12 protein-coding genes and 2 pseudogenes are annotated in these 12,500 nt (G+C 72.6%); 9 read left to right on the top strand and 5 right to left on the bottom strand.

Annotation, left to right across the window (positions count from 1 at the left end; genetic code table 11):
- Positions 1–207 precede the first annotated feature (207 nt).
- The 9 genes and pseudogenes from E1269_RS30660 (at position 208) to E1269_RS30620 (ending at position 7,803) form a co-directional block, all read left to right on the top strand.
- Complete coding sequence (locus tag E1269_RS30660) at positions 208–837, top strand: DUF4389 domain-containing protein (RefSeq protein ID WP_131901834.1); 630 nt, start codon at positions 208–210, stop codon at positions 835–837.
- 45 nt (positions 838–882) lie between these two features.
- Positions 883–1,566: a response regulator transcription factor gene (locus E1269_RS30655; RefSeq protein WP_131901832.1), complete on the top strand. Its 684-nt coding sequence runs from the start codon at positions 883–885 to the stop codon at positions 1,564–1,566.
- Positions 1,563–2,969, top strand: coding sequence for a HAMP domain-containing sensor histidine kinase (locus E1269_RS30650; RefSeq protein ID WP_131901830.1), 1,407 nt, complete (start codon positions 1,563–1,565; stop codon positions 2,967–2,969). The genes E1269_RS30655 and E1269_RS30650 overlap by 4 nt, the downstream gene beginning before the upstream one ends.
- A gap of 135 nt (positions 2,970–3,104) precedes the next feature.
- Complete coding sequence (locus tag E1269_RS32620) at positions 3,105–3,653, top strand: hypothetical protein (protein ID WP_162606704.1); 549 nt, start codon at positions 3,105–3,107, stop codon at positions 3,651–3,653.
- A gap of 46 nt (positions 3,654–3,699) precedes the next feature.
- The gene (locus E1269_RS30640; protein ID WP_131901828.1) at positions 3,700–4,827 is read left to right on the top strand and encodes an efflux RND transporter periplasmic adaptor subunit; all 1,128 of its coding nucleotides are present in this window, start codon (positions 3,700–3,702) and stop codon (positions 4,825–4,827) included.
- A complete protein-coding gene (locus E1269_RS30635) occupies positions 4,824–5,570 on the top strand; it encodes an ABC transporter ATP-binding protein (RefSeq protein WP_131901826.1) in 747 nt (248 codons plus the stop codon). The genes E1269_RS30640 and E1269_RS30635 overlap by 4 nt, the downstream gene beginning before the upstream one ends.
- Positions 5,567–6,766, top strand: coding sequence for an ABC transporter permease (locus tag E1269_RS30630; RefSeq protein ID WP_131901824.1), 1,200 nt, complete (start codon positions 5,567–5,569; stop codon positions 6,764–6,766). The genes E1269_RS30635 and E1269_RS30630 overlap by 4 nt, the downstream gene beginning before the upstream one ends.
- An 81-nt stretch (positions 6,767–6,847) precedes the next feature.
- A pseudogene (locus E1269_RS30625) lies at positions 6,848–7,159 on the top strand (DNA polymerase ligase N-terminal domain-containing protein); the annotation flags it as partial.
- Between the two features lie 161 nt (positions 7,160–7,320).
- Positions 7,321–7,803 carry a VOC family protein gene (locus E1269_RS30620; RefSeq protein ID WP_131901822.1) on the top strand — a complete coding sequence of 161 codons (483 nt, stop codon included), beginning with the start codon at positions 7,321–7,323 and terminating at the stop codon, positions 7,801–7,803.
- 65 nt (positions 7,804–7,868) lie between these two features.
- On the opposite strand, the gene E1269_RS30615 is transcribed toward E1269_RS30620, so the two are convergent.
- The 5 genes and pseudogenes from E1269_RS30615 to E1269_RS34500 all read right to left on the bottom strand — a co-directional run.
- On the bottom strand, positions 7,869–9,017 hold the full coding sequence (locus tag E1269_RS30615; protein ID WP_131901820.1) for a zinc-binding dehydrogenase: 1,149 nt from the start codon (positions 9,015–9,017) through the stop codon (positions 7,869–7,871).
- Positions 9,014–9,850 carry an amidohydrolase family protein gene (locus E1269_RS30610; protein WP_131901818.1) on the bottom strand — a complete coding sequence of 279 codons (837 nt, stop codon included), beginning with the start codon at positions 9,848–9,850 and terminating at the stop codon, positions 9,014–9,016. Before E1269_RS30610 ends, E1269_RS30615 begins: the two co-directional genes overlap by 4 nt.
- A gap of 35 nt (positions 9,851–9,885) precedes the next feature.
- Positions 9,886–10,743, bottom strand: a complete 858-nt coding sequence (locus E1269_RS30605; RefSeq protein WP_162606703.1) for an IclR family transcriptional regulator — start codon at positions 10,741–10,743, stop codon at positions 9,886–9,888.
- 5 nt (positions 10,744–10,748) lie between these two features.
- Positions 10,749–12,362 (bottom strand): N-acyl-D-amino-acid deacylase family protein, encoded by a 1,614-nt coding sequence (locus E1269_RS30600; protein ID WP_131901814.1) that lies wholly within the window; start codon positions 12,360–12,362, stop codon positions 10,749–10,751.
- Positions 12,359–12,500, bottom strand: a pseudogene (locus tag E1269_RS34500) (peptide ABC transporter ATP-binding protein); the annotation flags it as partial. The gene E1269_RS30600 and the pseudogene E1269_RS34500, both read right to left, overlap by 4 nt.

The following is a 12,500-nucleotide window of genomic DNA, read 5'->3' as shown; positions in this document are numbered from 1 at the left end:
ACTTACAAAGATCCACCGCGCCAAGTCAAATCCCGCCGGTGCCGGCCCGCCGGCCTCGCCGACCACCTCCGCGGCCGCCTCCGCCCGACCGGTCCTCCGGGGAAGGAGCCAGCGTGTCAGCCTGCGGCGTCGTGGTTTCCAGTAGTAGACCTGATCAAGGGTGTCCCGGCGTGGGCGCCCGTGTCGTTCGAGCCTGGATGGTGCCTCATGGAACAACCGATCTATCCGGTCCAGTTCGCGGTGGAGTACCCGGACCGCCCGTTGAATCGGCTCACCACCTTCTTCCGGCTGTTCGTCGCCATTCCGATACTGATCATCCTGGCCAGCGTGTCGGGCGGGACCTGGCAGTGGACATCCGAGCAGGGCTCCACGGTCGCAACCGGTGCTGGCGGGATCCTGTTCTTCGCCCCGCTGCTGATGATCCTCTTCCGGCAGAAATATCCCCGCTGGTGGTTCGACTGGAACCTGGAGCTTCAGCGGTTCAGCACCCGGGTGGGCTGCTATCTCGCGCTCATGAACGACCGGTACCCGTCGACAGACGATCACCAGACCGTTCGGCTGGACTACCACTACCCGGACGCTCGCGCCGAGCTCAACCGGTGGCTGCCGCTGGTGAAGTGGTTTCTCGCGATCCCGCACTACATCGTGCTGTTCTTCCTCGACATCGCCGCGATCGTGGTGGTCATCGTCGTCTGGTTCGCCATCCTGTTCACCGGCCGCTACCCGCGTGGGATGTTCGACTTCGTCGAGGGCGTCATCCGGTGGCACCTCCGGGTGGTGGCCTACGCCCTCGTGCTCGTCACCGACCGGTACCCGCCGTTCCGCCTCGCCTCGTGACGACGTTCTCAGGCTGTTCTTAAGGGACACCGGCACACTGGCGGCGTGCGGGTTCTTGTCGTGGACGACGAACCGGTCCTGCGGGAGTCCCTGGCGCGGTCGCTGCGCTTCGAGGGCTACGCGGTTACGACCGCGGCCGACGGTGTCGAGGCGCTCGGCAGGCTGCCGGACGTCCGGCCGGACGTGCTGGTGGTCGACGTCATGATGCCGGTGCTCAGCGGCATCGAGGTCTGCCGCCGGATGCGCCGCGACGGGGACCGTACCCCGGTCCTCATGCTCACCGCGCGCGACGCCGTGCGCGACCGCGTCCTGGGTCTTGACGCCGGAGCGGACGACTACCTCGTCAAACCGTTCGCCCACGAGGAGCTCTTGGCGCGGTTGCGTGCCATGCTGCGGCGGACGGCACCCAGCGGCGACCAGCCACCACTCGTCGTCGGCGACCTACGGCTGGACGCGCAGACCTGGCAGGTCTCCCGCGGCGACCGGGAGATCACGCTCACGCGGACCGAGTTCGGCCTCCTCGAGCTGTTCATGCGCCACCCGCGCCAAGTGCTGACCCGTACGCAGCTCTACGGAGGCGTCTGGGGCAGCGACCTCGACGGCTCCACGAACTCCCTCGACGTCTACATCGGCTACCTGCGCAAGAAGCTCGAGGCCGGCGACGAGCCGCGCATGCTGCATACCATCCGCGGCGTCGGCTACACGGTGCGGCCCGCGGATCCGCCGTGACGCTGCGGGCCCGGCTGGCGATCCTCACGTCGGCGGCGATGGCGCTGGCCGTGCTGGCCGCATCCGTCGCGGCATGGCTGCTCATCCGGTCCAGCCTGCTGGACGAGATCGACCAGCGGCTGCTCGACCGCCTCCCGGACATCGACCAGCTCGCGGAGATGTCGGAGCAGATGGCCGAGCAGTCGGCCGACGGGACCGGCGGGCCCAGCCTCGTCATCGCCAACGATCCGCTGGGCGTCCAGATCGTGAGCCCGGACGGCGCCGTCGAGGAGAACATCCCTCCCGGCGAGGAGATCGAGGCGTTCGTCCTGGACGGTGCCGAGCGGGCGTTGCTGGAGGGCGAGACCGAGGGTCCGCACATGCGCACGGAGTCCATCGAGGGCATCAACTACCGGGTGATGAGCGCCCTGATCAGCAACGGCGGCGTGTTGCGCCTCGTTCAGCCGCTCGACGGCGTCGAGGGGACGATGACCCGCATCGCCTGGCTGCTGGTCGCCGTTGCCGGGGTCGGCGTCGCCGTGGCCGGCGCGCTGGGCTGGGTGATCGCCAGGGCCGGGCTGCGGCGCGTGGACAAGCTCGTCGCCGCCGCGGAGCAGGTGGCGACGACGAAGGACCTCGCGCACCGCATCGAGGTGCGCGGCAGCGACCGTGACGAGGTGGTCCGGCTCGCCGGGTCGGTCAACGCCATGCTCGCCGCCCTGGACAGTGCCAGGTCCCGGCAACGGCAGCTCGTGGAGGACGCCGGGCACGAGCTGCGCACCCCGCTGACCACGCTGCGCAATGACCTCGGCGTGCTGCTGCGCGCCGAGCAACGTCCTGAACGGACCCTCGCCGGCGCGGACCGTTCCGAGCTGCTGCGCGACCTGGAGTCCGAGGCGGCCGCACTGTCGGAGATGATCGGCGAGATCGTCGACCTCGCCCGCGGCGGCACCGACGACGAGCCGTACCTCGAGGTGGATCTCGGCTCACTCGCCGACCGTGCGGTGGCGCGGACCCGGCGGGTCAACCCCGACGTCGCGGTCGACGTGCGCGGTGGGCCGATCGAGGCGACGGTGCGCCCGGCGACGCTGGAACGGGCGATCGCCAACCTGGTCCGCAACGCCGTCCAGGTCAGTCCCGCCGGCGGGCGGGTCGAGGTGCTGCTCCGCGCGCGCGACGGGTGGGCCACCGTTCGCGTGCTCGACCGCGGCCCCGGAGTGCGCGACGACGATTTGCCGCGGCTGTTCGACCGGTTCTACCGCGGCGCGGACGCGCGCGAACGGCAGGGCTCCGGGCTCGGCCTGGCCATCGTGGCGCAGGCCGTCGAGCTGCACGGCGGCACCGTCGCCGCGGCCCGCCGCCCCGGTGGCGGATCGGTCTTCACGCTTCGGGTTCCGCTCCGAGCTCCGGTCGTCGCCGGCTGACGCCGCGGACCTCGCGCGAACCCCGTCGTCGATTCTCAGCCGGCTCTTAGAACGGCCCTAAAGACGTCTCATCCGGGCCGGGGAGCGTGGCGAACACACCGTTCACACGGCTTCGACACGTCCCGGAGGACGATCATGAAAAGTTCCATCACCGGCCGGCGCGCGCGTCGCGCCCGGCTGCTGCCCGTCCTGGCACTGCTGCTGACGGTCTCGCTGACGGCCTGCGGGTCCGACGGCGACGACGACGTCTCCGCGGCCGGCACCGGGGGCGGCGGCGAGTCCGTCGACGACGGCGACGTCGAGGACGACGAGCTCGCGTTCTACGAATGCATGCGCGAGCACGGCGTCGACATGCCCGACCCCGACCCGAACCAGCAGGGCGTCCAGCTCACGCTCCCCGACGACCCCGACGCGGAGGCGGCCATGGAGGAGTGCCGGTCGCTGCTGCCCAACGGCGGGGAGATGCCGGAGCAGGACGCGGAGTCGCTGGAGTCGCTGCGGGCCTTCACCGAGTGCATGCGCGAGAACGGCGTCGACATGCCGGACCCGAACGCGGACGGCTCCCTCTCGATGCCGGCCGGCCTCGACCCCAACTCCGCGGCGTTCCAGACCGCGATCAGCGCGTGCCAGTCGCTGCTGGCCGGCGTCCCGGTGCGGTTCGGCCCCGGCGGCGGTGGCCAGTGAGCCACCGCCTCAAGCACCGCACGATGCTCACGCAGGAGGCACGCCGATGACGGCGACCATCGATCACGACAGCGACCTCGGCCAGCCACCGCGGCGGCACCGGCGCACCGGACTGCTCTGGCTGACCATGGGCGCGGTCGCCGCCGCTGGTGGCGGCGGTGCGTACTGGTACCTGACACAGGACGACGGCGACCCGTCCGCCGGCCCGACGTCGGCACCGGTCGCCACCGCCGAGGTGACCCGCGGGACCCTCGCTGCGACGGAGACCTGGGCCGGCACCCTCGGCCACGGCGACGCACTCACCGTGCTGTCCGGCCAGGGCACCATCACCCGGCTGGCCGCGCAGGACGCCGAGGTCACGCGGGGCACCGAGCTGTTCCGGCTGGACGAGCGGCCGGTGACGGCGCTGCTGGGTGCCATCCCGATGTACCGGGACCTCGGCCCCGGCGACACCGGTGTCGACGTCGAGCAGCTGGAGGCGAACCTCGTGGCGCTGGGATACGACGGCTTCACCGCCGACGACGAGTACACCGAGTACACCGCCGACGCGGTCAGCGAGTGGCAGGAGGACATCGGCGCGGAGGAGACCGGCGCCGTCGGCCGCTCCGACGTGGTGTTCCTGCCCGAGGGCGGCCGGGTCGGCACGGTGCACGCCGACGTCGGCGGTGCTGTGTCGCCGGGCGCACCGGTGCTTGACATCACCGGGACCGACCAGGTGGCGACCCTGGAGGTGGAGGTCGCCGACCGCGACCTGCTGGCCATCGGCGCCGCGGTCACTGTCGTGCTGCCGGACGGCACCGAAGTGGCCGGCACCGTCGCTGCGTCGTCGGTGGTGGAGCAGGCGCCGCCCGCGGGCGGAGGCGGTGAGGAAGAGGAGGGCGCCGACACCGCGGTCGCCGAGGTCGAGGTGACACTGGCCGAGCCGGCGGACGCGGGCCTGGTCGGCTCGCCGATCGACGTCGTGCTGCCGGTGGACCAGCGTGCCGACGTGCTGCTCGTGCCGGTCAGCGCGCTGCTGGCGATGTCGGGCGGTGGCTACGGGCTAGAGGTGGTGGCCGCCGACGGCACCACGTCTGTGGTGCCGGTCGAGGCGGGACTGTTCGCCGATGGCCAGGTGGAGGTGACCGGCGAGGGTATCGCCGAGGGCACCGTCGTCGGGGTGGCCGGCCGGTGAGCACCGTCGACCACCCCGTCGTCCATCCCGTCGTCCGCCTCGAGGACGTGCGCCGCGTCTACCCCGGCCGCCCGCCGGTGCGGGCACTGGACGGGGTCAGCCTCACGATCGACGCCGGCGAGATGGTGAGCATCGTCGGGCCGTCCGGCTCGGGCAAGTCCACCATGCTCAACATCCTCGGCACGCTGGACCGGGCCGACACCGGGACGGTGCGCATCGACGGCCACGACGTCGGCTCGCTGTCGGACCGCCAGCTGTCGGCGCTGCGGGCGCGGCGCATCGGCTTCGTGTTCCAGCAGTTCTTCCTCTCTCCCGGCGTGCCGGCGCTGGACAACGTCGCCGACGGGCTGCTCTACACCGGCGCCACGTTGCGCGAGCGGCGCCGGCGGGCCCGCGCCACGCTGGAACGGGTGGGCCTGGCCGACCGCGTCCACCACAAGCCCAACGAGCTGTCCGGCGGGCAGCGCCAGCGGGTCGCGGTCGCGCGGGCCCTGGTCGGGAAGCCGTCGTTCCTGCTGGCCGACGAGCCGACCGGTGCCCTGGACTCCGCCTCGGGTGCGGCGGTGCTGAAGCTGCTGCACGAGCTGCACGACGCCGGCACGACCGTCATCGTCATCACCCACGACCACGGCGTCGCGGCCGAGCTGCCCCGGCAGGTGCACATCCTGGACGGGCGGATCGAGTCCGACGAGGAGTGGGGCCCCGCGCTGCGGCGGCGCAACACAGATATGGAGCGACGATGAGCACCCCGCCACCCTCCCGGCTGCGTGCCCGCGACACCGCGCGGGTCGCGTTCTCCGGCCTGCGCGCCCGACCGCTGCGCGCGGTGCTGTCAGCCCTGGGCATCGCGGTCGGCATCGCCGCCATGGTCGCCGTCGTCGGCATCTCCGCCAGCAGCCGCGAGCAGGTCAACCAGCAGCTCGAGGCACTGGGCACCAACCTGCTCACGGTCGGTGCCGGGTCGTCGTTCACCGGCGACACGGTGGTGCTGCCGGAGCAGAGCGTCGACATGGTGGCCCGCCTGGACGGCGTCACGTCCGTCAGCGCGATCGGCGCGGTCCCCGACGCGAACGTCTACCGCACCGACGAGATCGACCTGAACCAGACGAACGCGCTCGCGGTCGACGCCACCCGCATCGACCTGCTGGACACCGTCGGAGGCACGGTCGCGTCCGGACGCTGGCTCGACGACGCGCTCGCGGCCTACCCGGCCGTCGTGCTCGGCGCCGACGCCGCGGAGCTGCTCGGCGTGAGCCGGACCGACGGCAGCGTCGAGGTGTGGGTCGGCGGCGAGTGGTTCACCGTCGTCGGCGTGCTCGATCCGGTGCCGCTGGCGCCGGAGCTGGACTCCGCGGCGCTGATCGGCTGGCCGGTCGCGACCGAGCTGCTCGGCTTCGACGGCGCGCCCACGACCATCTACGAGCGCTCCGACGAGGCCGTCCTGGAGGAGATCCGGGCGCTGCTGCCGGCGACGGTCAACCCCGCGCACCCGGAGGAGGTTGCCGTCAGCCGGCCGTCGGACGCGCTGGCCGCGCAGGCAGCCACCGACGAGACGCTCACGACGTTACTGCTCGCGCTCGGCGGCGTGGCGCTGCTGGTCGGCGGCATCGGCGTGGCCAACACCATGGTGATCGCCGTGCTGGAGCGCCGCTCCGAGGTCGGCCTGCGCCGGGCACTGGGCGCCACCCGGGCGCACATCCGCCGGCAGTTCCTCGGTGAGTCGGTGCTGCTGGCCGCGCTCGGCGGCGTCGGCGGCGCGGTGCTCGGCGGGCTGGCGACGGCGGCGTTCGCGACCAGCCGGGACTGGCCGTTCGCGCTGCCCGTCTGGGTGCTCGGCGGCGCGGCCGGCGCCACGATGGTCGTCGGCGCGCTGGCCGGTGCCTACCCCGCGGCCCGGGCGGCCCGGATGCCACCCACCGCCGCGCTGTCCACCGTCTGACCGGCGCTTCTCCCATGATCATCGACGGTTGGCGACGTCATAGCGTCGCCAACCGTCGATGATCATGGGAGACTGGTGGCCGTGGACCGGGAGCCGTCGGGTGACGACGAGGCCCGGCCGGCGTTCGTGCTGCACGAGCACCGTCGACCCCGCCACCACTTCGACCTGCGCCTGGAGGAGAACGGCGTGCTGCGGTCGTGGGCGGTGCCCCGCGGCCTGCCGCGCGAGCCGGGCGAGAACCGGCTCGCCGTCGAGGTCGACGATCACGACCTCGACCATCTCGGCTATGAGGACGCGGACAAGTCCATCGCCGACACCGGATGGTGGGAGGAGCACGACCGCACGCCCCGCCGCATGCTGTTCACTCTGCACGGACGGCGCGACAGCAGGCGGTAAGCGCTCATCCGGACCGCGGACGGCTGGCTGCTGCGGCGGACCCTCGCCCAGCCCGGCGCGGAGAATCCGCCGGATGCTGTCGAGAACCGCGGACCGGCTCCGACTCATCACTGAGAAGCGCAGGGACAGGACCGGCGCATCGCGAGAAGGAGACGACCATGACGCAGAAGATCACCCCGTTCCTGTGGTTCGACGACAACGCCGAGGAAGCACTGACGTTCTACACGTCGATCTTCGACGACGCCCGGATCACATCGCTCATCCGCTACGGCGAGGGCGGCCCGTTCCCGGCCGGCACGCTGTCAACGGCGACGTTCGAGCTGGCCGGCCAGGAGTTCATGGCGCTCAACGGTGGCCCGCACGACCCGTTCAACGACGCGATCTCGCTCTTCGTCAGCTGCGAGACGCAGGAGGAGATCGACCGCTACTGGGACGCGCTGCTCGCCGGCGGCGGCACGCCCACGCAGTGCGGCTGGCTCAAGGACCGGTTCGGCGTCTCCTGGCAGGTGACGCCGATGCAACTGCTGCGCTACCTCAGCGACCCGGACCCGGAGAAGGCGGGCCGCACCACCGCGGCGATGCTGAAGATGGTCAAGCTCGACCTGGCCGAGCTGACCGCCGCCTACGAGGGCACGGCCTGACGCGCGGACGGTCTCCCATGATCATCAACGGTTGGCGACGTCATAGTGTCGCCAACCGTTGATGATCATGGGACCGTCACTGGGTGGAGGAGCTGGCGGACGGCGCGGCCGGTGGCGAGCTCGTCGAACGCGCCGGCCAGGCCGTCGAAGCCGATGTCGCCGGTGCGCAACCGCTCGACCGGCAGCCGGCCGGCCTCCCACAGCCGGATCAGCCGCGGGATGTCCCGAGCCGGCGCCGCGGAGCCCATGTACGAGCCGCGCAGCACCCGGCCCTCGCCGGTCAGCTGGACGGCCGGCAGCTCGGCGCGGTGCGACGGGTCGGGCAGGCCCACGGCTACCGTCGTGCCGCCGCGGGCGGTCACCGCGAACGCGGTCTCCAGGACCCGGGCGCTGCCGACGCACTCCAGGGCGTGGTCGGCGCCACCGCCGGTGGCGTCGCGGACCGCGGCAACCACGTCGTCGGCGCCCGCGTCGACGACCGACGTCGCGCCCAGCGCCGCCGCCAGGTCGAGCTTGTCCGCCACGGTGTCGACGGCGACGACGGGGTACGCGCCGGCCAGCGCCGCGGCCATCACCGCGGACAGCCCGACCCCGCCCAGCCCGAACACCACCACCGACTCCCCGGGCCGGACGCCCGCGGTGTTGACGGCCGCGCCGAATCCGGTCAGCACCGCGCAGCCGAGCATCGCGGCCACGTCGAACGGCACGGAGTCCGGCACCACGACGACCGAGCCGCGCGACACGACCGTCCGCTCCGCGAACGCCGACACGCCCAGGTGGTGCGCGAACGCCTCCGGACCCCGGCCGAACCGGGTGCCGCCGGCCACGAGCGTGCCCGAGCCGTTGGCCGCCGCGCCCACCGAGCACATGGCCGGGCGGCCCGCGGCGCACTCGGTGCAGTGACCGCACGACGGCACGAACGTCATGACCACATGGTCGCCGGGTGCGACGTCGATGACACCCGGTCCGACCTCCTCGACGACGCCGGCGGCCTCGTGCCCCAGCACCATCGGCGTCGGCCGCGGGCGGCTGCCGTTGATGACGGACAGGTCGGAGTGGCACAGCCCGGCGGCCTCGATGCGGACCAGGAGCTCACCCGCTCCGGGCGCGGCCAGCGTGAGCGACTCGACGGTCAGCGCGTCGCCGCCGGCGTACGGTGGCTCGTCGCCCAGCCGCCACAGCACGGCCGCCCGGGTTTCGAAGGTCGCGGTCACAGCAGCCCCAGCGCCTCGCGCGGGTCGCCGTCGAGCAGCCACTCCACCGTCGACGGCAGCACGTACGGCAGCGTCGGCGGCCGTATCGCCGCGACCTCACGCAGCCCGGCGACCGCCTGCGCCGGCGTCCAGATCGGGAAGTCCGACCCGAACAGCAGCTTGTCGACCACGCCCCACTCCTGGGCCCTGACCAGTGCGTGGTACCCATCGAACGGCCGCGCCCACGACGCGGACACGTCGGTGAACACGCGCCGGTTCTTGCGGCACACGACCATCGCCTCGCGCTGCCACGGGTGTCCCATGTGCGCCATCACCATCGTGAGGTCGGGATGCCGTCGGGCCACCTCGTCGACCACCAGCGGCTGGCTCACCATCAGCGACCCGGCCGGGCTGGGCGTCGCGCCCATGTGCCACAGGATGACCAGTCCGTTCTCCGCGGCCGCCCGGTAGAACGGGTCGAACCGCTCGTCGCGGGCGTCGAACAGCGACAGCACCGGGTAGAGCTTGATGCCGCGCAGCCCGCGGGCCACGCCGTCGGCCAGCTGGTCCAGGACGTCGTCGTCGGTGGGGTCCAGCGCCATGAAACCGATGGTCTCGGTGCTGGTGTTCTCGCAGAACCACTGCACGTACTCGTTCGGCGTCGCCACCCCGGCCGCCGTGGCCCGCAGCCCGAAGACGCACGACACGGAGACGCCGCCCTCCTTCATCGCCTGGTCGTACTCCGCCGGGGTGAAGCTGTGCGCCTCGGCATGGCCGTACACGGGCGCCCAGTTGGTATTCCACTCCGGGCCCCAGTGCTCGGGCTGATGGCAGTGCGTGTGGACGTCGAACATCGGCGGCTCCTCGGAGGGTTGCTCCCGGTTGGTACCTAGCCCGCGGACTGCGCTGGCCGCAGCGAGCTGTGCACGATGCGCAGCGCCGAGGCGGTGTCGGGGTCGCCGGCGAGCTCGGCCGCGGTCTCGCGCAGCCGCTCCAGGTAGCTCTGCTGGCGGTCCGGCCCGAACTCGCCGGACGGGCCGGACACGCTGACCGCCGCCAGGCACTCGCCGTCGACCTCGACCGGGACGGCGACGCAGCGCAGCCCGACGCTGCGCTCGTTGTCGTCGAAGGCGTAGCCGCGGCGCTGGATGCGCCGCAGCTCGCGGACCAGCTCGTCCATCGTGGTGATGGTGTCGTCGGTGAAGCGCTCGAACGGGCCGGGCGGGACGTGCGCCGCCACCTGGTCCGCCTCCAGCCGCGACAGCAGCATCTTGCCCAGGCCGGTGCAGTAGGAGTGGTCGCGCACGCCCGGGCTGGCGCGGAACCGGATGGGGCGGTCCGGCTCGTGCACGCCGACGTGGATGACCTGGTCGCCGTCGAGCATGCCGAGGTTCGCGGTCTGCCCGGTGCGCACCGCCAGCGGCGCGAGGTACCGGTCGGCGACGACGGACAGGTCCAGCGACGACATGTACGCATTGGACAGCCGCAGCACCTTGTGGCCGAGCCGGTACGACGGGCGGTCGTCGACGCGCACGACGTAGTCCATCTCGTTCAGCACCGCGAGCAGCCGCACCAGGGTGCTCTTCGGCAGCCCGGTCTCGTCGCTGATCTGGACCAGGGTCTTCGGTTCGGCCCCGCTGGCCAGCAGCTCGAGCAGCGCCAGGCCGCGCGCCAACGCGTTGGCATGGTAGTTGGCCGACGCCGGCCGGTCGTCGTCGACCGACGCCCGCCGGGTGGTTCTCGCCACGGGTGTCATGATCCCTGCCCCTTTGTCCTGAGTACGTGCCCGGATCGCGCTCCGGTGTGTCTTCCATGGTCGACGACCGGCCGGCCGTTGACGATCACCGCGTCGACGCCGTCCGGGTGGCGCCGCGGATCGGCGTACGTCGCCCGGTCGGCGAAGGTCTCGGTGTCGAGCACGACGATGTCGGCCGCGTACCCGTCCGCCACGATTCCCCGGTCCGTGACGCCCACCCTCGCCGCCGCCGCCGACGTGCCCTTGTGTATCGCTTCTGCCAGCGTCAACGACCCATTGTCCACGTACTCGCCGAGGAGCCGGGGATAACAGCCGTACGAACGTGGATGCGGGATTCCGGTTCCGGTCGGCCCTTCGGTGTCGAGGGCCTGCCCGTCCGAGCCGATCACCGACGCCGGGTGCGCCAGGACCGCGACGAGGTCGCCCGCGTCGCGTCCGCCGGCGACCATCGAGACCGCGTTGCCCTGTCTCGCCAGCAGCTCCACGGCGACGGCGTCCGGGTCGGCGCCGCGGGCGGCGGCGAGGTCGGCGACGGTGTGCCCGAGGACCTCCGGTTCGCCCGGTGCGGCGTTGATGGTGATCTCGTCCCAGCCGACCGCCTCGTCCGCCCAGTGCGCGCGGACCTGGTCCAGCACGGCCGGGTCTGCCAGCCGGGCGCGCATCGCGGCGTCGCCACCGGCCTGGACCGACGCCGGCAGCCGCTGGGCCAGCGGCGCGTTGCCGGCCAGGTAGGGATACATGTCGACGGCGACGTCCAGGCCTTCACCGCGGGCGGCGTCGATCAGCTCCAGCGCCGTCACGACGCTGCCCCAGTTGCGTTTCCCGACGGCGGTCAGGTGCGACAGCTGGGTGCGCACACCGGTCGCGGCGGCAACCTCCAGCGCCTCGCGGACCGCCGGGACGACGTCGTCGGAGTAGTCGCGCAGGTGCCAGGCGAACAGCGCGTCGCGGTCGGCCACCACCCGGGCCAGCGCGACCAGCTCGTCGGTGCGCGAGAACGTCAGCGGCGCGTACATCAGCCCGGTGGACAGCCCGACGGCGCCCTCGTCGAGCGCCGCGCCCAGCAGTTCGCACATCCTGGCCAGCTCGGCCGGCGTGGGCGGGCGGTCGTCGAAGCCGACCACGCCGCCGCGCAGCGGCAGGTGCCCCACCAGTCCGGCGACGTTCACGCTGGGCCGGGCTGCGGCGACGGCGTCGGCGTAGCCGGCCCAGTCGCGCCACGACCACTCGACCGCGGGGTCGAGGTCGAGGTAGCCGACCGCGGCCCGGATGCCGGCCACGTCCGCACCGTCGGCCAGCGGTGCCACCCCGAGACCGCAGTTGCCGACGACGACGGTGGTGACGCCCTGGTGGACGGCGCTGCGGGCCAGCGGCGCGGACAGCAGGGTCAGGTCGGAGTGGGTGTGGATGTCGACGAAGCCCGGGCAGACGATCCGGCCGCTGGCGTCGATAGTGCGGGTGGCGTGAGTGTCGTCGGGCAGGACGGGGCCGAGGTCTGGGCCGACCGCGACGATCACCCCGTCGGCGACCGCGACATCGGCCCGGAACCCGTCGGTCCCGGTCCCGTCGACGACCACCCCGCCGGTGATCAGCAGGTCCCACCCGGTCATGCGTGCACCTCGGGGAAGTGGCAGGCGCTGGGGTGGCCGGTGCCGAGTCGGTCGATCAGCTCGGGCACCTCGTCGGCGCATTTCTGTTGCGCTTTCCAGCAGCGGGTGCGGAACCGGCAGCCCGACGGCGGGTCGGCG

Source organism: Jiangella asiatica (assembly GCF_004349065.1).
Lineage (GTDB): Bacteria > Actinomycetota > Actinomycetes > Jiangellales > Jiangellaceae > Jiangella > Jiangella asiatica.
The sequence above is the reverse complement of the archived record's forward strand: the minus strand, read 5'-3'. Positions and strand labels throughout refer to the sequence as shown.

What these genes read in the sequence shown, in the direction of transcription:
- E1269_RS30660 (WP_131901834.1), top strand. Translation starts at nt 208, where the DNA reads ATGGAACAACCGATCTATCCGGTCCAGTTCGCGGTGGAGTACCCGGAC.
- E1269_RS32620 (WP_162606704.1), top strand. Translation starts at nt 3,105, where the DNA reads ATGAAAAGTTCCATCACCGGCCGGCGCGCGCGTCGCGCCCGGCTGCTG.
- E1269_RS30640 (WP_131901828.1), top strand. Translation starts at nt 3,700, where the DNA reads ATGACGGCGACCATCGATCACGACAGCGACCTCGGCCAGCCACCGCGG.
- E1269_RS30630 (WP_131901824.1), top strand. Translation starts at nt 5,567, where the DNA reads ATGAGCACCCCGCCACCCTCCCGGCTGCGTGCCCGCGACACCGCGCGG.
- E1269_RS30620 (WP_131901822.1), top strand. Translation starts at nt 7,321, where the DNA reads ATGACGCAGAAGATCACCCCGTTCCTGTGGTTCGACGACAACGCCGAG.
- E1269_RS30610 (WP_131901818.1), bottom strand. Translation starts at nt 9,850, where the DNA reads ATGTTCGACGTCCACACGCACTGCCATCAGCCCGAGCACTGGGGCCCG.
- E1269_RS30600 (WP_131901814.1), bottom strand. Translation starts at nt 12,362, where the DNA reads ATGACCGGGTGGGACCTGCTGATCACCGGCGGGGTGGTCGTCGACGGG.